Below are 18,877 nucleotides of genomic sequence, written 5' to 3' on the forward strand. Positions count from 1 at the left end.
CTCACGCCTCCAGCTCTTCCAGGCTGAAGGCATAGAGGTCATCCGCACCCGCACGGGCATGTTCCAGATACGAGACATGCTGCGGCAGCAGACGGCGGATATAGAAGCGCGCCAGTTTCGAACGTGGCCCCTCGCCGCCCTCGGCCAATGCGGCCTTCATGTGATAATAGGCGCCCAGCACACGACCAAAGGCCATCAAGAAGGGCACGGAGCCTGCAAAGCGGGTGTTCATATCGGTCTGGCTGACCAGCCACTCCACCGCTTCGCGCAGCGATTCACAGGCCTGCCAGACAGGTTCTGCCAGCTCCGGCATGGCGGCGCGGGCGGCTTCCACCTCGGCCTCGATCTCATCCAGCAGGACGTTGGCAGCTTCGCCCCCGTCCATCATCTTGCGGCCCACCAGATCCATCGCCTGAATGCCGTTGGTGCCCTCATAGATCGCGGTGATCCGCACATCGCGGCTGAACTGCGCGGCGCCGGTTTCTTCGATGAAACCCATGCCACCGTGCACCTGCACCCCCTGTTCGGCCACATCGATGCCCACTTCGGTGGCAAAGGATTTGGCAATCGGGGTCAACAGGGCCGCACGCGCCTTCCACTCCGGCGTGCCGGTGGCGGTGGCCATGTCGAGCGCAACGGCGCAGGACATCACAATCGAACGGGCCGCAAAGGTATCGGCCTTCATGCCGATCAGCATCCGGCGCACGTCGGCGTGGTTCACGATCGGACCAAACTGCTGACGCTCTTTGGCGTAATCCAGCGCTTTCTGATAAGCGGCTTCGGCAATCCCGACCCCTTGCGAGGCCACCCCCAGACGCGCGTTGTTCATCATGGTGAACATCGCAGCCATGCCTTTGTGTTCCTCACCGACAAGCCAGCCCCTGGCACCATCAAACTGCATCACCGCAGTCGGCGAGCCGTGGATGCCCAGCTTGTGTTCAAGGCTGACCACCCTCAGGTCGTTGGCCACACCAGGGTTGCCATTCTCATCCGGCAGATACTTGGGGACCATAAACAGGCTGATGCCCTTGGTGCCTTTCACACCGTCGGGCAGGCGGGCCAGCACCAGATGGCAAACGTTGCCACCAAAATCATGGTCGCCCCATGTGATAAAGATCTTCTGGCCCGAAACCGCATAAGTCCCGTCCCCATTGGGTTCAGCCTTGGATTTCAACGCCCCCACATCGGACCCCGCGCCGGGTTCGGTCAGGTTCATGGTGCCGGTCCATTCACCACTGATCAGCTTCGGCAGATAGAGCTCTTTCAGCGCGTCGGAGGCATGGTGCTCCAGCGCTTCACACTGGCCCTGCGTCAGCAGCGGACAGAGGCCAAGCGCCATGTTGGAAGAGGACATCATTTCGTTGAACGCGGTGGTATAGGCAAGCGGCAACCCCATGCCGCCCTGTTCTTCCGGACCGGACACAGCCACCCAGCCGCCTTCGGCAATCGCCTCAAACGCCTCTTTGAAACCGGGCGAGGTGCGCACCACACCATTCTCCAGCACCGCCGGTGTCAGATCACCATCGCGGGCGGTGGGGTAGATCACTTCCTCACACAGTTTGCCCATGCCATCCAGCACCGCATCCGAGAGATCTTCGCTCACCTCGGCAAAACGCGCGGTCTGGCGCAGCTGCTCGATGGGCGCAACTTTGTTGAAGATGAAGCGAATGTCTTCCACCTGGGCGCGGTAGCTCATTGGTATTCCTCCTGGCTGCGGCTTGGAATCGGGAGGGGCCGCATGTATGCATCTGATTTGCGGGGCAACCTAGGCGGAAGCCCCCCGTCCACTCAATCAAAACGCGGCGTCATAGATCATGAGCACCTCGAATACCCCAACGGAAACCGAAATGCTGGCCGCCAATGCCGCAGGGGTCACCCGTGCCGCATCCATCCTGACCGAGGGTGGCTTGATCGCCATGCCCACCGAAACAGTCTATGGGCTGGCCGCAGATGCCCGCAATGATCACGCGGTGGCGCGGATCTTTGAGGCCAAGGGCCGGCCGCGGTTCAATCCGCTGATTGTGCATGTCGCCGATGCCGCCACCGCGCAACGCTATGTCGCATGGTCCGATCTGGCCGACCGTCTGGCGCAGGCCTTCTGGCCCGGCGCGCTGACGCTGGTGCTGCCCCTGAGGCCGGGCAGTAGGCTGTCGCCGCTGGTCACCGCCGATCTGCCAACCCTAGCGGTGCGGGTGCCTGCCCACCCGCTGGCGCATGAGTTGCTGACCCAGTTTGACGGCCCGTTGGCCGCGCCCTCTGCCAACCCTTCGGGCAAGATCAGCCCCACCACGGCGGCGCATGTGGCCGCAGGGCTCGCCGGTCGCATCGAAGGCATTCTGGACGGCGGCGCCTGCCCCGTGGGCGTGGAGTCAACCATCGTCGGCCTGTTTGAGGAACCGGTGCTGCTACGCCCAGGCGGCCTGCCGCAAGAGGCGCTGGAGCATTGCCTCGGCGCGCCGCTCAAGGTGCATCAATCCGGAGACCCGCTGATCGCGCCGGGGCAGATGACCTCTCACTACGCGCCGGGGGCATCGGTGCGGCTGAATGCCAGTGACGTCGGCCCCGAGGAGCTGCTGCTTGGTTTTGGCACCGTTGACTGCGCCCTGAACCTGTCCGCCGCCGGCGACCTGACCGAGGCCGCTGCCAATCTGTTTCACCATCTGCACGCTCTGGACGCCAAGGTCCCCAAGGGCATCGCCGTCTCCCCCATTCCTGAGATCGGATTGGGCCGCGCCATCAACGACCGCCTGCGCCGCGCGGCTGCACCGCGCTGAGACCGCCACCTACTGGCCCAAGAGGGGGCTTTGCCCCCATGCCTGCGGCATCCCCCCAGGATATTTGCACCAAGAAGAAAGCCGCTTTCAACGATCCCCAAATACTCAAAAAGGGACCCGTGGCTAGGCGTGCCCCGCCTCGGCAGAGAGCAGCAGCGCATCCACCCCCATGCTTTGCAAGGCGGCTTCCCATTTGGCGTTGTTTTCGGGATCAAACACCAGGTCCGTCTCCGCCGCGCAGGTCAGCCAGCCGTTGTGGGAGATTTCATCCTCCAGCTGGCCCGGTCCCCAGCCGGAATAGCCCAGTGCCACAATGGCGTTTTTCGGGCCTTTCCCGGCGGCGAGGTCTTCCAGCACATCCAGCGTTGCCGTCAGGCCAAAGCGACCCGAAACGTTCAGCGTGTTAAGGGCCGAGCGATACTCGCCCCCGTGCAGAACAAAGCCGCGACCGGTTTCCACCGGCCCGCCAAAGTGTACTCCGAGTTCCGGGGCCTCTTCGCCTGCGGTGATTTTCACCTGCTCCAGCAGGTCGGCCAGTTTCACATCTTCGGTGGGTTTGTTGACAATAAGCCCCATCGCGCCTTCGTCGGAATGCGCGCAGATCAACACAACAGAATGGTCAAAACGGGGGTCGCCCATACCGGGCATGGCAATCAGCAATTGTCCAGTCAGGTCCATGTAGAACACCTTCCTTCCTATAGTAGAGAATAGGTAGCGTTCCCCCATTGGTCCAGCGGAGCGGGTGAAAAAAGCCGCAGTTTTGGCGCTGTCACAATTCAATCTCCGGAATGTGAGTTGGATTCTGCGGCCAGATGGCGCACATCTTGGGGCATGATGAGACGTTTGATTGCACCACTTGTTGCCGCCTGTGTGGCCAGTTCCGCTGCGGCGGGAAACTGGTCGCTGGACATGGCTTCGCTCACTGTTTTGCCCGGCTGGCAGCGCGAGGACGGGGCGCGGGTGGCGGCGCTGCATATCCAGCTGGCAGAGGGTTGGAAAACCTATTGGCGCGCCCCCGGCGATGCTGGCATTCCGCCGATGTTTGATCTGCAGGGGTCGCGCAATCTGGTGGCGCTGACCCCCGCCTGGCCGACGCCTCAGGTGTTCAGCCAGAACGGTATGCGTTCGGTCGGGTATCACGGCGATCTGGTGTTGCCGGTGGTTCTGGCGCCAAAACATGCAGGCCAGCCTGTGACCCTGAAGGGGCGTTTGATGATCGGGGTTTGCAAGGATGTCTGTGTCCCTGCGGAACTCAGCTTTGATGTGCGGATGGACGGCAATGGAGTGCGGGATGCCCGCATTGTGACCGCTCTGGCAGATCAGCCGATGGTGGCGCGCGCAGCGGGCCTGGGCCAGATCCGCTGTGAGCTGCGTCCCACGGAAGACGGTCTGGCGCTGGCGGCGGAGATCCAACTGCCCGCCACGGGTGGTGCGGAATATGCCGTTGTGGAAACCGGCAATCCGCTGATCTGGGTGGCCGAGGCCGCAACCACCCGGCAAGGCCGGGTGCTGCGGGTGGAGACCGAGATGATGCATGTTGAGGGCGATCCGATCGGGTTGGACCGGTCGGACCTGCGGATCACGGTTCTGGGTCAAAACCGCGCCGTCGATATTCAGGGCTGCCCGGCGGGGTAGTCTGCGGGCCGCCCCCCCCCACCTTACGCTTTTGCCCGACGTTGCAGCGCCAGCCGCAGGGCTGCGCCGATGTAGAGCAGCAGTACAAGGATCAACGCCACACTCAGGAACAGCACCAGTGCCGCCGGCAGCGCCGGCACGGCGGCAAGCGCTGGCAGCGCTGTCACCAGCTGTGGCGCCAGCGTGTCATAAAGTGCCACATGGCCCAGAGTTGGCACCAGCCAAAGCGCCAGTGCAGCAAGGACAAACCCCATAGGTGCGCGCAGAGGGCGGGATTTCACCGCATGGCGCAGCGCCGTAAACTGACGGGAAAAGTCATGCTGTGCGGCGATCAGCGCCGGCACCACAATCAGCACCAGCACCATGCCAAAGCCCAGGCCGTAGACCAGAGTGACCACCGTGGGCCGCAGGAATTGCGCCTGGCTGGAGCTTTCGTAGAGCAGCGGTGCAAGGCCCAGAACCGTGGTCAATGTGGTCAGCATGACAGGGCGCAACCGGTCGGCCGCGCCATCCAGGATCGAGGGCACCAGCCCACGTTCCTTGGCGTATTCATCGATGGTGGTGACCAGCACAATGGAGTCGTTGATGATGATCCCTGTCATCCCCAACAGCCCCACAACCGAGAACATCGACAGCGGCACATCCCAGATGTAATGCCCCCAGATCGCCCCGACGAGGCCAAAGGGGATCACCGCCATCACCACAAACGGTCGGGTCCAGCTGGCAAAGACCCAGGCCAGCACGAGATAGATGCCGGTGAGACACAGGATCAGCCCTGTGCGGGCTTCGTTGAGGAAGCTGTCCTCTTGTTCCGACAGGCCCGACAGGCGGAACTCGACCTGGCGTTCACTGGCGATGGTGGGCAGAATTTCGGTTTCCAGCGCGGTTGAGATCGCCTCGGCGCGCACCGGATCGTCTTCGGAAATGTCGCCGGTGACTGAAATCAGCCGGATGCCGTTTTCCCGCCGCACGGTGGAGAAGCCGCTGCGGGAGGTGACGGTCACCAGATCCGACAGTGGCACGTAGATCCCCGATGGGCTACGCATCTGGGTGCGGTCCAGGAAGTCGGCGGTCAGTTCGGCCTCGGGCAGTTCCACCCGGATGGTGGCGCTGCGTGGCCCGTCGGGATAGGTCGCTGCCTCAATCCCGTTCAGTCGGTTGCGCAGAACACGGCCTACCCCGTCAATGGAAAACCCAAGCGCCTGTCCCTGTGCGGTCAGCTCAAGGATCAGCTCTTCTTTGTCGTAGGCCAGATTGTCCTCAACCGCCGACACCTCGGGGTATTCAGCCAGGGCGGTTTGCAGATCTTCACTGGCCTGTTTCAGCACTTCGGCAGAGGCGCCGTAGAACTGCACGTCCAGCGAATCCCCACCGGGGCCCGATCGCCAGCCACGGAAGCTGAGCGTTTCGGCCAGCGGGTGTTTGCGCACCTCGTCCTGTAGCTCGGCGACAAAGGCGAAGCTGGAATAGGGGCTGCCGTCCTGTTTCAGCCGCAGGTCGGCGTCGATCAGCTCGATAGAAATGGCGCCCAGCAGATCAGCGTCTTTGCTGTCCGCACCGCTGAGCCCCCGGCCTGCGTTGCCACCAACCTCGGTGATGACATAATCAACTGGCGCCCAGCCATATTGCTCTTCCAGACGTTTGCCGACAGCATCGGTGGCACGCTGCATTTCTTTCATCATCGCCAGGGAATCTTCGCGGGTGGCGCCTTCCAGCATGGCGAAGTTGCCGGTGACCGAACTGCGCTCTGGGGCATTGAAGAACCGCCAAGTGACATCGCCGCCCAGAAACAGGGCGATCTGTGAAGACAGCAGCACCACCGCGCCTGCCATCACCGGATATCGAGCCCAGACCACCAGCCGCATCAACGGGCGGAACAACGTGTCCCGCATCCAGCGGAACCCGCGGTTCACAACGCGGCTGGGCCAGTCGTACCAATGGTCCTTGTGCTGGTGTTTCAACGCATGGGCCATATGGTTGGGCAGGATCAGGAAACACTCCACCAGAGAGGCGGCCAAGACCGCAATCACGGTGAACGGGATGTCGGCGATCAGATCACCAAAACGGCCGGAAATCGCCGTCAGACCAAAGAAGGCAATGATCGTGGTCAAGGTGGCAGAAAACACCGGCATCGCCATGCGGCGGGCGGCGTTTTCGGCAGCCAACATTGGCGACTCACCATATTTGCGCAGCCGGGCGTCCGCGTGTTCCCCCACGACAATCGCGTCATCCACCACGATCCCCAGCGTAATGATCAGCGCAAAGAGCGAGATCATGTTGATCGTCAGCCCCCCCAGATACATCAGGGTGATCGCGGCCAACATGGCAACCGGAATGCCTGCAGCGACCCAGAAGGCGGTGCGGGCATTAAGGAACAGGAACAGCAGCAAAACCACCAGCCCCAGACCCATCAACCCGTTGTCGAGCAGCAGGTTCAAACGGCCCGAGATCGCCTCGGCCCTTGTGCGGATCAGATCAACCGAGACACCATCCGGCAGGGTTGCCTGCAATGCGGCGGCCACATCTTCGACCTGATGCTGCATTTCAATGGCATCGCCTGTGGCGGACCGGTCCACCCGGATCGACACGGCAGCATTGTCACCGACAAAGTAACTGCGGGCACGGTCCGCGCCCAAAAGCTGCACCGTCGCAACATCAGCAATGGTCAGGGCGGAACCGTCCTCATTGGTGCGCAGCACGATCTGTTCGATCTGCTCGGGCGATCGTTTGGCAACCCCGGTGCGAACCCGCGCATTGGCTCCGGCCACATCGCCAGCAGGATCGGCATCCACCTCTTGTGCAATGGCGTCCGAGATCTGCACCATTGTCACATCATGGGCAATCAGCTTGAGCGAGGGCACCTCAATCAAGATTTCCGAGGCTGCAACCCCGCGAATAGTGGTGCGGGTCACACCTTCGGCAAAAAGGCGGGTGACAAATTCGTCAGCGAACAGACCCAGCTGCTGTGTTTCCACCGGACCAGTGATGACCACATCAGTGACCCGGTCGCGCCAGGCCCCGCGGCGCACATTGGGATCATCTGCGTCCTCCGGCAGCGTGGTGATCGCATCGACCGCAGACTGCACATCATCCGCGGCGCGGGCCATATCCCAGCCCGGTTCAAACTCCAGATTGACCGAGGCGCGTCCCTCGCGGCTGGTGCTGGTCGAGCTTTCGACCCCTTCCACAGCCAGAAGCGCCGGTTCCAGCACCTGAACAATTGCCGCGTCGACATCTTCGGCCCCTGCCCCGTCCCAACCGACCGAGACCGACACATCATCGACAATCACGTCAGGAAAGAACTGCGCCCGCATCTGCGGCACCACGGCCATGCCCAGCACCAGCAGAACCACCAGCAGAAGGTTCGCCACGGTTTTGTGGCGGGTGAAATAGGACAGCAACCCGCCCGCCGCCGAAGGGATTTCGCGCACCATCGCTTAGCTCCCCATCCGGTCTTCGAGACGTTGCACAATGCGGGTCGGCACCTGTTCTTCTTTCAGCGCGTCCAGAATGCGGTTTTTTGCATCCGCAGGCATTCGGTTGTTGGCCTCAACAAAGGCCACAAGCTTGGCACGGCGTTCCGGCGACAGGGCCACGGTTTCGGGTTCTGCCGGTGCGGCCTCGGCGCCACCGGGGGCCAGCGTCTTGACCTTGATGCCCGCGCCCAACAGCGGGGTGCGTTCTTTGACGATCTGACGCCCTGCCAGTCCCCGGGCGCGGATCAGCACATCATCGCCCTGTCGGCGCAGCAGCGTGACCTCCATCGCTTCCAATCGGTCACCTTCGCCGATCACAAGCACCCGCCCGTCACTGCCAAGCGCCTTGGAGGGCAGCCGCACCACCCGTTCCAGCGCGGGTTCTTCGACGGCCACGGTGACAAAGTCACCGGGTTTCATGCCGCGGGGGCTGTCCAGCGTGGCAAAGATCAAACGGCCGGTCTGGCCTTCGGCAACTGCGGCGCTGTCACGGCTGAGCCGACCGGTGGTTGAAAGATCGATGCCGCTGACATCAAGCGAGACCTGCACAGGGGTCTGGCGCAGGCGGCCCGCCTCATCCAGCAGGCGGGCGTATTGCGCGGTAGACACCCGGAAAGCCACTTCCAGCGCGGTGCCATCGACCAGCTGCGCTAGCTGTTCATTGGTCCCGACCAACCCGCCAGCAACAACGGAAACATCCGACAACGTGCCGTCAAACTTGGCCGTCACAATGGTGTCCGCCAGCGTGCGCTGCGCCTCATCCCGCGCAATTGTGGACCGCGCCAAAGCCGTTGCCGCCTTGTCCACCCGCGCCTCGGCCTGGGCCAGAGACTGACGTCGGGTGACCACCGACTGACGTGCCGACGCCGCCGCAAGCTCTGCGGTTTCCACCGCGGTATCGGTTACCACGCCCCTAGTTTTCAGCCCTTGCTGCCGTTCAAAGGCCTTCTGCCGTAGCGCCGCCTGTTCCTCGGCCGCAGCCAGATCGGCCTGTGCCAGTTCCAGCCCACGTTCTGCGTCCCGCCCTTCGGCCTCACTGTCCTGCAGATCCGCAACGGCCCGGTCCAATGCGGCCTGGGCATCAGCCGGATCGATCCGCAACAGCATCTGGCCAGCCTCGACCACTCCGCCTTCGGTCATATTCTCTGCCAGCTCCACCACCGGCCCCGAATCAGCGGCCCGCAGAACAAGCGCGCGGCGGCTTTCGATCTGGCCATAGGCCTCTAGGATCGGTGTGACACTCTGCGGCTCTGCCGGAACCACGGCAACGGTAAAGACCCGCTCGCGCCCGCCAGAGCGGCGATTGTCGTTGCCCATCTGATCTTCGACCGCGTCACGCACCAGCGTCACAGCGTAGAAAAGCAGGCTCACGGTCAAAGCCAAAAGAAACAGCCCCGTCAGGCTCTGTCGCAGAAAACGCATGGGTTAGTCCTTTGCGCACAAATATTTATAGGCTCTCCCCAAGAGGTAGATGCCCCTTGGTGAAAGCCAAGTGTTACGAAGTTTACGTCAGTTATACGTGCGCGGATTTATTTCCGTCGCAAATGTTCGTCCAAACGTGGAAAAATTTCCACGAAGTTGCAGGGGCGGTGGCGATAATCCAGCTGGAAGCTGAGAATTTCATCCCAAGCGTCCTTGCAGGCCCCCGGGCTGCCGGGCAGCGCAAAGAGGTAGGTGCCACCGGCTACACCCCCTGTGGCACGGCTTTGAACCGCGGAGGTGCCGATCTTGTTCATGGAGACAATGGTGAACACGGTGGCGAAGGCTTCGATCTCTTTTTCGTAGACGTCCCGATGGGCCTCCACGGTCACATCACGGCCGGTTAGACCGGTGCCACCGGTGGAGATGATGACGTCCACCTCTTTGTTCGCCACCCAGGCCCGCAGCTGGTCGGCGATCTCGGCCCGTTCGTCACGGATGATCTTGCGGTCGGCCACCCTGTGGCCTGCGCCTTCGATACGGCCCACCAGCGTGTCGCCGGAGCGGTCGGCGCTGAGATCGCGGGTGTCTGATACCGTCAGGACCGCAATGCGGACCGGGATGAACTCTTTGCTGTCGTCGATGCGTGACATGTCTTTCCTACACTCGTTCCAACAGGGCCAGGCGCACGGCCAACCCTGCAAAAATTCCTGCGCTGACCCGTCCCAACCAGCGCGCAAACACTGGGCTTCCGGTCAGCTTGCGACCAATGCCGCCTGCGAAGACCCCGACCAGCCCGTTGATGACAAAACCGCCCAGCGCCAGCACCGCGCCAAAGATCAGAAACTGCAGCAACAAGGCCCCACGTGCGGGATCCACAAACTGCGGCACGAAAGCCAGCACAAACAGGATGACCTTGGGGTTGGTCAGGTTCACCAGCAGGCCTTCGCGGAACGCGCGTAACGCAGGCGCCGCCGTGGCGCTGCTGCTGAGCGCGCCCTGTCGCAGTGATTGCCAGGCCAGAAACAGCAGATAGGCCACCCCCGCCCAGCGGATCACGTCAAAGGCACCGGGCATGGCGGCGATCAGCGCAGACAGGCCCAATCCAGCCAGGCCAGCATGAAAAAACGCCCCGACGGATATCCCTGCGCTGGCCGCCAGCGCAGGACGCGCGCCCGAACGCAGCCCCTGCCCGAGACAAAACATCATATCCGCCCCCGGCGTCAGGTTCAGCGCCAAGGCGGCCGGGATAAAGGCCAAGAGGACAAGCGGGTCAACAATCATGGCGAGGTCCAATCTGAGGGGTGTTTTCGTTATGCGTCCAGCCGCGCTTTCAGCGATAGGAGGTCGGCCCAGGCATCGCGTTTGGCCATTGGATTGCGCAGCAGCCGTTCGGGATGCAGCATCGGCAGGGCTGGAATGCCCTGCACCTCGGCCCATTGGCCACGCAAACGTGAAATGCCGCGTTTCGCCAGCAACGCCTGACAGGGCAAATTGCCCATCAGCACCAGAAAGTCGGGTTTCACCAAAGCGATATGCCGTTCCAGGAAAGGTTTCAGCTGCTGCACCTCTGCCGGGGTGGCATCCCGGTTCTGTGGCCCGCGCCAGGGCAGGACGGTTGTCAGATAGGCGGCCTTGGCAGGGTCATCGGCGGCCCGGTCCAAATCAATGGCGGCCAGCATCTTGTCCAGCAGACGGCCGGAAGGGCCCATGAAGGGTTTGCCCAAGCGATCTTCGTCACGACCCGGCATTTCACCGATCACCATCACCCGCGCCTCTGGAGTACCGTCAGAAAACACCAGTTGCCGCGCAGCCTGTTTCAACTCGCAATGTTCATAAGTTTCCAATGTGGCGCGCAGACCGGGCAGGTCCTGAGCCGCCTGCGCCAGTTTGGTGGCTTCGGCAATGGGGTCGATTTTGGGCTTGGCCACCGGCGGAGGACGCCGTTTGCCGTCTGGACCTGCCGCGGCAGCGGCTGGTTTCGGCTGCGATTGCTGCAGTTCAAACCGGTTGACCGGCGCCTCGCAGATGACCTCATCCGCGCCCAACTCCAGCTGCCAGTCGAGCATGGCCAGCGCCATATGATAGTCGAGAGCCGATTCCACCTGTTCCATGCCGCCAAGCTATCGCGCAGACGCGGAAGTGGAAAGTGCGAAGGCTGAGCGCTCAACGATAACATCAGGGGCGCTGCCCCTCGGTGCCAAAGCACCTCACCCCGGGATATTTTTGCCAAGAAGAAAGGCGGCTTCTTGCGACTGGCAGGTGGGGTTTCTATAAGCGGGCGACAGCTGCATTGGAGAGGGTCATGACGTTTACGCAGAAGCATCTTCTGGGGATCGAGCCCCTGCATCCGATGGAGATCACCGCCATTCTGGATCTGGCGGATCAATATGTCGATCTGAACCGGCGCGAGAAGAAACACTCGGACGCGTTGCAGGGGCTGACCCAGATCAACATGTTCTTTGAAAACTCCACCCGCACGCAGGCCAGTTTTGAACTGGCGGGCAAACGTCTGGGGGCGGATGTGATGAATATGGCGATGCAGGCATCATCGATCAAAAAGGGGGAGACCCTGATCGACACCGCCCTGACGCTGAACGCGATGCATCCTGATCTGCTGGTGGTGCGTCACCCGCATTCCGGCGCGGTGGACCTTCTGGCGCAGAAAGTAAACTGCGCCGTGCTGAACGCCGGTGACGGCAAACATGAGCACCCGACGCAGGCGCTGCTGGACGCCCTGACCATCCGCCGCGCCAAGGGGCGTTTGCACCGGCTGAACATTGCGATCTGTGGTGACATTGCGCACAGCCGTGTGGCCCGGTCGAACCTGATCCTGCTGGGCAAGATGGAGAACCGTGTGCGCCTTGTTGGCCCGCCGACGCTAATGCCGTCCCAGGTCGACCAGTTAGGGGTTGAGGTCTATCACGACATGGAAAAGGGCCTGAAAGACGTGGATGTTGTTATGATGCTGCGGCTTCAGAAAGAACGGATGGACGGGGGTTTTATCCCCTCGGAACGGGAATATTATCACCGCTACGGGTTGGATGCCGATAAGCTGCGCCACGCCAAAGAGGACGCCATTGTCATGCACCCCGGCCCGATGAACCGCGGGGTTGAGATTGATGGCACCATCGCCGATGACATCAACCGTTCGGTCATTCAGGAACAGGTGGAGATGGGTGTCGCCGTGCGTATGGCGGCGATGGATCTGCTGGCACGCAATCTGAAAACAGCACGGGCGCAAGACGCCTCGGTCGAGGTGTAAGAGATGGAAGATCCCAAAGATCCCCGCATGTCCGGCCGCGTGGCCACCATTGCCCTGTTGGTGATGTTTGCGCTTGTTGGCGTGATCATCTGGATCGCTGGTTGATGCTGGAGATGCTGCACATCCGCTCGGATGAGCCGCGTGGGGTGCGGCTGTTTTCTCTGGCTGCCGACCGAGCCGAGCTGGACCGGTTGCAGGCCATACTGGCAGAGGCCGAACCGGGGCTGGCCGAAGGCCGCCTGGCCGATCTGCTGGGGGTGAAAGCGGTGGATGCCACAAGGGTTGAGGTGTTTGATCTGGTCGACCTCGACGATTTTGGCCTGATGAACTACCTGATCAAAGCAAACGGCCTGCCCGAAGAGGCGTTAGAGCCAGATCGCGCGGCGCTGGACGCGCTCAGCGGCGTGGTTCTGATCCTCTACCCAAACGCCTTTCACCGGCAGGAGCTGACCCTGACGCCCGCCCCCGCGCTGACGCCGGTGGGGGCCTGGGACGAAGACATTCCCGAAATTGAGTTTACCCCGCTCCGCTCCGAGGCCGCTCAGGGCCAGCTGGACGATTTTGTTGCCGAACCCGCGCCGCAGCTGCCGCGCTGGCTGTGGTGGGGGGCCTCGGCCCTGTTGATTGTCGCCATGCTGGCGGTTTTGGCCGCGCTGCAGGGAGGGTCGTGAGCGATGGATACGCATCCGATCATGACGCCAACCACACCGCTGCAAGAAGGCGAAACTGTGCAGCATTCTTTCACCCCGGACCGCGCCGCCTATTGGCGCGATCACGCCTGGCTGGCCGCAGGCGCGATGGGCTGTGGCATGGCGATCCTGATGCTGCTGGACAATCCGCATGTCTGGACCGGCGCCATTGGCGGGCTGGCGGCAATTGCGGTGCGAGGATTTTATCTGGCCTCGGACGAATTGAAGGCCCGTTGGGACCTGACCGACAGCCGTCTTTTGGGACCTCAGGGGCGCAAGCTGCGCTTGGCTGAGATTGCCAAAATCCGCAAACTGGGCTCGGCGGTGCAGATCATCACCCTCTCCGGTGACAAACATCTGTTGAAATTTCAGGCCGACCGGGACGACACCATAGCCCGGATTGAACGCGCCAAAACAAAGGCGGGTTGAACAACCGCGACAGGAGGCGAAGCACGATGGCACAGTATGGCGATCCGACCGGCGACCAGACAAAAGGCTGGGAAGGCCTGCTGGCCCCCGGCGAAGAGATCCTGTGGCAAGGCCGGCCGGATGGTGCCGTGGTTTTTCGCCCTCGCAATCTCATGACATTTTTCTTCGGGCTGTTTTTTGCCGGCTTTGCCCTGTTCTGGATGATCATGGCATCGCAGGCGGGTGGGTTTTTCTGGATGTTCGGCCTGATCCACTTTTCCGTGGGGGCGGGGATCAGCCTGGGCGGGATTTTTGGACCTGCCTACAAACGGCGTCACACCTGGTACACGCTCAGTTCCAAACGGGCTTTTATCGCCACCGATCTGCCGCTGTTGGGCAAAAAGCTGAAAAGCTACCCGATCACCCGCGAAACGGTGCTGGAATTCAGCGACGAAGAACTGGCTTCGGTCCACTTTGCCCAGAAACGCAAGCGGACCAAAAACGGATCTTATCTGGTGCCCATCGGCTTTGACCGCATTTCCGACGGGCGCGAGGTGTACCGGATGATGCGCGACATTCAACGCAATGACCGCCTTTCGGACAACGCTTAACCCTTTCCCCAACCGCTGATCCGCCCTAAACACCTACCGAACCGCGCGACCACGCCCAACCAAGGACCGCCTGACATGAGCACGTTTCTTTTCACCAATGTGAACCTTGTGGACCCCGAGCGGGGATCGGTCACTCTGGGCACATTGCTGGTGCAGGACGGGATCATTGCGGGCCACGGGCAGGAACTGGCGGTGCCGGAAGGGGCAGAGGTGATTGACGGCGGCGGCAAGTATCTGGCGCCGGGGATTGTGGACATCGGCGTCAAGGTCTGTGAACCGGGGGAGCGGCACAAGGAAAGCTTCCGCTCGGCCGGTCTGGCTGCTGCAGCTGGCGGCGTCACCACTATCGTGACCCGTCCCGATACGACACCCACCATCGACAACCCCGAAACGCTGGAATTTGTCACCCGACGCGCACAGGAGGCCGCGCCGGTCCATGTGGTGCCCATGGCGGCCCTGACCAAAGACCGCGCGGGCCATGAGATGACCGAGATCGGGTTCCTGCAAGACGCTGGCGCCGTGGCCTTCACCGATTGCGACCATGTGGTCACCGACACCAAGGTGCTGACCCGTGCCCTGTCCTATGCCAAATCGCTCGGCGCATTGGTGCTGGGGCACCCGCAGGAACCGATCCTGTCAAAAGGTGCGGCTGTGACCTCGGGCAAATTTGCCTCGCTGCGTGGACTGCCTGCGGTGTCACCGATGGCAGAACGCATGGGGATCGACCGCGACATCGCCCTGTTGGAGATGACCGGCGCGAAGTACCACTTCGACCAGATCACCACCGCCCGCGCCTTGCCTGCACTGGAACGCGCCAAGAACAACGGGCTGGATGTCACGGCAGGCACCTCGATCCACCATCTGACGCTGAACGAATTCGACGTCGCCGATTACCGCACCTTTTTCAAGGTCAAGCCGCCGCTGCGTGCCGAAGACGACCGTGTGGCCATTGTGGACGCCCTGCGCCACGGGCTGATCGACGTGATCAGTTCGTTCCACACGCCGCAGGACGAAGAGAGCAAACGCCTGCCCTTCGAGGAAGCGGCCAGCGGCGCTGTTGGTCTGGAAACCTTCCTGCCTGCTGTCCTGCGCCTGTACCACTCTGGTGATCTGACCCTGCCGCAGCTGTGGCGCGCCATCGCGCTGAACCCTGCCAATCGGTTTGGCCTGCCCAGCGGGCGGTTGAGCACGGGCGCACCTGCGGATCTGGTCCTGTTCGACGCTGATGCCCCGTTTGTGCTGGATCGGTTCAAACTGAATTCGAAATCGAAAAATACCCCCTTTGACGGGCAGCGGATGCAGGGCAAAGTGCTGGCAACATTCGTCAATGGCACCCCTGTCTTCGGAGACCTCTAATGCCCGAGATCCTTTCGACCGTCCCGACCCTCGGCCTGTGGGGGCTGATCGGCTACCTGTTGGGGTCGATCCCCTTCGGCATGGTGCTGGCTGCTGTGATGGGGCTGGGCAACCTGCGTGACATCGGGTCCGGCAACATCGGTGCCACCAATGTACTACGCACCGGCAGCAAAAAGGCGGCGGCGCTGACGCTGTTTCTGGATGGCGGCAAGGCGGCGGTGGCGGTTCTGCTGGCCCGCGCTTTTGCGGGCGAGGATGCAGCGCAGTTGGCGGGGCTGATGGCCTTTGTCGGCCATTGCTTCCCGGTCTGGCTGAAGTTCAAAGGCGGCAAAGGGGTCGCCACCTTCCTTGGCCTGTTGATTGCGTTGTCCTGGCCGATTGGTCTGGCGTCCTGTGCGACATGGCTGGTTACGGCGGTACTGACCCGCATTTCTTCGCTGTCGGCGCTGGTGGCTGCGGCGCTGTCGACCGCCTGGATGGTGGTGTTCCTGCAGGGCCATCTGTTTTTCCTTGGCGTGGCGCTGACGCTGCTGATTTTCTGGACCCACCGCGCCAATATCGCCCGCCTGCGCGCCGGTACCGAGCCAAAGATCGGCAAGAAATAACCCTGAACGAGGTGCCAGATGCCCGGTTTTGACATTCTGATCGCCTTTGTGATCGCCACTGCGGTTTTCGCCTATATGCCGGGTCCGGCAATGCTCTATGCCACGGCGCAGACCTTGGCACGCGGGCGCAAGGCGGGCTGGATGGCGGCGCTTGGGATCCATGTGGGCGGCTATGCCCATGTGGCGGCGGCCTCGCTGGGGTTGGCGGTGCTGTTTCAGGCGGTTCCGCCGCTGTACCTGGCACTCAAAATTGCAGGGGCGGCCTATCTGATCTGGCTCGGCTTCAAGATGCTGCGCAGCCGTCAGAGCCTCAACGCGCTCAACCTCACGGTCGAAGCAAAGTCCGCCAAACGGGCCTTTTGGGAAAGTGTCACCGTTGAAGTGCTGAACCCCAAAACGGCCATCTTCTTTGTGGCCTTCCTGCCCCAGTTCACCGACCCAAGCGCCAGCCTGCCGATCTGGGCGCAGCTGATGGTGCTGGGCACGGCCGTCAACGTGATCTTCTCTTCGGCTGACGTCGCCTGTGTGCTGCTGGCGGCACGCCTTAGCGGGGCGTTGCAGCGGTCGCAGAAAGCCGGGCAGCGGATGCAGCGACTGGGCGGCGGCATCCTGATTGCGCTGGGGCTGAACATCGCCCTGCAACGCAGCTAAGCGCGGCACCACGCCCTTCAATCACAGGCTTGATCACAAGCCCGATTACTGGCCTGATCACAGGGCCTTCACCCGCATGTGTTCTGCGCAGATGCACAGGGGATTTGCCGCCACAAACACTCAAATCTTGTTGCTTTGCAAGTGAACCCACCCTGCCCCATCTCTGGCTCAGGACGCCGCGATTACGGCGTTCTGACATTTTCAGACGGGGTGGAATTTCGACAGCCCGTCCTTTCTCAAAGGACCAAATCTATGAACCCGATCAAAACGATCCTCGGCACCGTTGCCGTTTCTGTTGCCCTCACCTCTGCGGCCTTCGCCGCCGGATCCGAGGTCAACGCCACCTCCACCGGACTGGCCCTGCGCGGCTATGACCCGGTGGCCTATTTCAACCTGGGTGAGCCCACCCCCGGTGACTGGCAGATCACCGCCACCTATGAGGACGCCACCTACCGCTTTATCTCGGAAGAGCATAAAGCCAAGTTTGAAGCCAACCCCGAGGCCTACGCCCCCCAATACGGCGGCTACTGCGCCTTTGGCACGGCAATGGGCTTCAAGTTTGATGGCGATCCGGAAATCTGGAAAATCGTCGACGGCGAATTGTTCCTCAACCTGTCCAGCGGCGTGCAGGCCCGTTGGGAAAAGGACGTTCCCGGCTTTATCAACACGGCTGACGTCAAATGGGGCGAGATTGAGTTCAAAGATCCGGCCGAGCTGCAGAACTAAGGTGGCTCCCACTCACGGTAAAGGCGGCTCTTTCGGGGCCGCCTTTTTTGGTTTCGGCCGTACCGCAGACCTTCTAGGTCAACTAACCGGTCTATTCACAGGCGCGTGAACGGAGTCATCCGAACCAGAAGTCGGCGCGTAGTGACGGACACATGCTGATTGGCATTGCCTCACAAAAAGGACTTCCAAATGAAACTTTCAATGACCCTCAAAGCCGCCGCTCTGACCCTTTGCGGGGCCTCCGTGGCTTCGGCCGATACCATCGTGGACATCGCAGCCGGAGACGAGCGCTTCTCAACCCTCGTGGCTGCTGTATCCGCGGCAGGTCTGGTGGAAACCCTGCAAGGCGATGGCCCGTTCACGGTTTATGCACCTGTCAACGCCGCCTTTGCTGCGCTGCCTGAAGGCACCGTCGAAACCTTGCTGCAGCCCGAAAACAAAGCACAGCTGACCAATGTTTTGCTCTATCACGTTGATGACCGAAACCTGCCGGCCGCGGGCATCCCGACCGGATCGAATTACTTCAAACCGGTTCTGGCGTCCGAACGTCTGTGCATCACCAAGTCCTCTGAGGGTGTGATGATCGCTGACGGGACCGGTGAGATGGCCAATGTGGTGATTGCGGATATCAAGGCCGACAACGGCGTGATCCATGTGATCGACAAAGTTTTGCTGCCCGGCACACGCCCGGCCTGCCACTAAGGTTCAGCGACTAGACCAGCAGGGCGCGCCTGTCAGCGCGCTCTGCATTGAGACCGGATCCGATCACCGCAGGGGGATCAGCCGCTCCAGCGCCCGACCGTTGTCCCAGGTGCCGTGCAATTCGCCATTTGGCATCTTTACGTAGACAACCGGATGCGCACTGCCCCAGTCGATCCACAGGATATCGCCGTTTCGGGTGCCACTGCCCATATATTGAGAGCTGCCGACCGTCCAATTAAACCGGACCTGCGTGCCGTTCTGCGCCACAAACAACCGTGCCGGTGTAACGGGATCCATTGGCGTTCATCCCCTCGGCGCGGTATTGGCCGGTCACGGATTGGGCGGCGGCGATTTCAGGCAAGGCCCCGACAAGCAACGCGGCAGAAAGCCCCGCAATGGCCGCACGGCGGCTGAACATCTGTTTGGAAATTGGCATCTGAAAATCCTCCGGTTTTTTAGAAGGCTAGCATATCGCGCCCCTCTGCCTAGAGGATTTGCAATTGCCATCAAAAAGGGGGAGGCCCTGCACCGGACCTCCCCCTGTCGGTTTGTTCTGAGAT

General features: G+C 61.9%; 20 protein-coding genes. 11 read left to right on the forward strand and 9 right to left on the reverse strand.

Annotated elements, in window-relative coordinates; all coding sequences use genetic code 11:
- Position 1 precedes the first annotated feature (1 nt).
- Positions 2 to 1,696 carry an acyl-CoA dehydrogenase gene (locus tag SIC14_RS01680; protein WP_412564118.1) on the reverse strand — a complete coding sequence of 565 codons (1,695 nt, stop codon included), beginning with the start codon at positions 1,694 to 1,696 and terminating at the stop codon, positions 2 to 4.
- A gap of 118 nt (positions 1,697 to 1,814) precedes the next feature.
- On the opposite strand from SIC14_RS01680, the gene SIC14_RS01685 reads away from it, so the two are divergent.
- Entirely contained in the window at positions 1,815 to 2,774 is a 960-nt protein-coding gene (locus SIC14_RS01685; protein ID WP_412564119.1) for an L-threonylcarbamoyladenylate synthase, read from the forward strand.
- A 123-nt stretch (positions 2,775 to 2,897) separates the two neighbouring features.
- On the opposite strand, the gene SIC14_RS01690 is transcribed toward SIC14_RS01685, so the two are convergent.
- Positions 2,898 to 3,452 (reverse strand): YqgE/AlgH family protein, encoded by a 555-nt coding sequence (locus tag SIC14_RS01690; RefSeq protein WP_412564120.1) that lies wholly within the window; start codon positions 3,450 to 3,452, stop codon positions 2,898 to 2,900.
- A 156-nt stretch (positions 3,453 to 3,608) separates the two neighbouring features.
- Between SIC14_RS01690 and SIC14_RS01695 the strand changes: the two genes are divergently transcribed.
- Positions 3,609 to 4,409 (forward strand): protein-disulfide reductase DsbD domain-containing protein, encoded by an 801-nt coding sequence (locus SIC14_RS01695; RefSeq protein ID WP_412564121.1) that lies wholly within the window; start codon positions 3,609 to 3,611, stop codon positions 4,407 to 4,409.
- A 23-nt stretch (positions 4,410 to 4,432) separates the two neighbouring features.
- Here SIC14_RS01695 and SIC14_RS01700 read toward each other — a convergent pair whose 3' ends face one another.
- The 5 genes from SIC14_RS01700 to SIC14_RS01720 all read right to left on the reverse strand — a co-directional run bounded on the left by SIC14_RS01700 (position 4,433) and on the right by SIC14_RS01720 (position 11,409).
- Positions 4,433 to 7,843, reverse strand: coding sequence for an efflux RND transporter permease subunit (locus SIC14_RS01700; protein WP_412564122.1), 3,411 nt, complete (start codon positions 7,841 to 7,843; stop codon positions 4,433 to 4,435).
- Positions 7,844 to 7,846: 3 nt separating this feature from the next.
- Positions 7,847 to 9,307 (reverse strand): efflux RND transporter periplasmic adaptor subunit, encoded by a 1,461-nt coding sequence (locus SIC14_RS01705; RefSeq protein WP_412564123.1) that lies wholly within the window; start codon positions 9,305 to 9,307, stop codon positions 7,847 to 7,849.
- A gap of 107 nt (positions 9,308 to 9,414) precedes the next feature.
- A complete protein-coding gene (moaB, locus tag SIC14_RS01710) occupies positions 9,415 to 9,957 on the reverse strand; it encodes a molybdenum cofactor biosynthesis protein B (RefSeq protein WP_412564124.1) in 543 nt (180 codons plus the stop codon).
- Between the two features lie 7 nt (positions 9,958 to 9,964).
- A complete protein-coding gene (locus tag SIC14_RS01715; RefSeq protein WP_412564125.1) occupies positions 9,965 to 10,588 on the reverse strand; it encodes a LysE family translocator in 624 nt (207 codons plus the stop codon).
- 29 nt (positions 10,589 to 10,617) lie between these two features.
- Positions 10,618 to 11,409: a uracil-DNA glycosylase gene (locus tag SIC14_RS01720; RefSeq protein ID WP_412565808.1), complete on the reverse strand. Its 792-nt coding sequence runs from the start codon at positions 11,407 to 11,409 to the stop codon at positions 10,618 to 10,620.
- Positions 11,410 to 11,609: 200 nt separating this feature from the next.
- Here SIC14_RS01720 and SIC14_RS01725 point away from each other — a divergent pair, with 200 nt between their 5' ends.
- The 9 genes from SIC14_RS01725 (at position 11,610) to SIC14_RS01765 (ending at position 18,317) form a co-directional block, all read left to right on the forward strand.
- The gene (locus SIC14_RS01725) at positions 11,610 to 12,569 is read left to right on the forward strand and encodes an aspartate carbamoyltransferase catalytic subunit (protein WP_412564126.1); all 960 of its coding nucleotides are present in this window, start codon (positions 11,610 to 11,612) and stop codon (positions 12,567 to 12,569) included.
- 104 nt (positions 12,570 to 12,673) lie between these two features.
- Positions 12,674 to 13,240 (forward strand): hypothetical protein, encoded by a 567-nt coding sequence (locus SIC14_RS01730; protein WP_412564127.1) that lies wholly within the window; start codon positions 12,674 to 12,676, stop codon positions 13,238 to 13,240.
- A gap of 3 nt (positions 13,241 to 13,243) precedes the next feature.
- Positions 13,244 to 13,687 carry a hypothetical protein gene (locus tag SIC14_RS01735; protein ID WP_412564128.1) on the forward strand — a complete coding sequence of 148 codons (444 nt, stop codon included), beginning with the start codon at positions 13,244 to 13,246 and terminating at the stop codon, positions 13,685 to 13,687.
- A 26-nt stretch (positions 13,688 to 13,713) separates the two neighbouring features.
- Entirely contained in the window at positions 13,714 to 14,277 is a 564-nt protein-coding gene (locus SIC14_RS01740) for an aspartate carbamoyltransferase catalytic subunit (RefSeq protein ID WP_412564129.1), read from the forward strand.
- A 75-nt stretch (positions 14,278 to 14,352) separates the two neighbouring features.
- Positions 14,353 to 15,633, forward strand: coding sequence for a dihydroorotase (gene pyrC, locus SIC14_RS01745; protein ID WP_412564130.1), 1,281 nt, complete (start codon positions 14,353 to 14,355; stop codon positions 15,631 to 15,633).
- Positions 15,633 to 16,238, forward strand: a complete 606-nt coding sequence (gene plsY, locus SIC14_RS01750; protein ID WP_412564131.1) for a glycerol-3-phosphate 1-O-acyltransferase PlsY — start codon at positions 15,633 to 15,635, stop codon at positions 16,236 to 16,238. The genes pyrC and plsY overlap by 1 nt, the downstream gene beginning before the upstream one ends.
- A gap of 18 nt (positions 16,239 to 16,256) precedes the next feature.
- A complete protein-coding gene (locus SIC14_RS01755; RefSeq protein WP_412564132.1) occupies positions 16,257 to 16,889 on the forward strand; it encodes a LysE family translocator in 633 nt (210 codons plus the stop codon).
- 252 nt (positions 16,890 to 17,141) lie between these two features.
- On the forward strand, positions 17,142 to 17,615 hold the full coding sequence (locus SIC14_RS01760) for a YHS domain-containing (seleno)protein (RefSeq protein WP_412564133.1): 474 nt from the start codon (positions 17,142 to 17,144) through the stop codon (positions 17,613 to 17,615).
- Positions 17,616 to 17,804: 189 nt separating this feature from the next.
- Positions 17,805 to 18,317, forward strand: a complete 513-nt coding sequence (locus tag SIC14_RS01765; RefSeq protein WP_412564134.1) for a fasciclin domain-containing protein — start codon at positions 17,805 to 17,807, stop codon at positions 18,315 to 18,317.
- Between the two features lie 63 nt (positions 18,318 to 18,380).
- Here SIC14_RS01765 and SIC14_RS01770 read toward each other — a convergent pair whose 3' ends face one another.
- Together SIC14_RS01770 and SIC14_RS01775 are read right to left on the reverse strand one after the other, a co-directional pair.
- Complete coding sequence (locus tag SIC14_RS01770; RefSeq protein WP_412564135.1) at positions 18,381 to 18,614, reverse strand: hypothetical protein; 234 nt, start codon at positions 18,612 to 18,614, stop codon at positions 18,381 to 18,383.
- The gene (locus SIC14_RS01775) at positions 18,553 to 18,753 is read right to left on the reverse strand and encodes a hypothetical protein (protein ID WP_412564136.1); all 201 of its coding nucleotides are present in this window, start codon (positions 18,751 to 18,753) and stop codon (positions 18,553 to 18,555) included. The genes SIC14_RS01770 and SIC14_RS01775 overlap by 62 nt, the downstream gene beginning before the upstream one ends.
- Between the last annotated feature and the right edge of the window lie 124 nt (positions 18,754 to 18,877).

The organism is Thalassobius sp. MITS945101, from assembly GCF_047123305.1.
Lineage (GTDB): Bacteria > Pseudomonadota > Alphaproteobacteria > Rhodobacterales > Rhodobacteraceae > Thalassobius.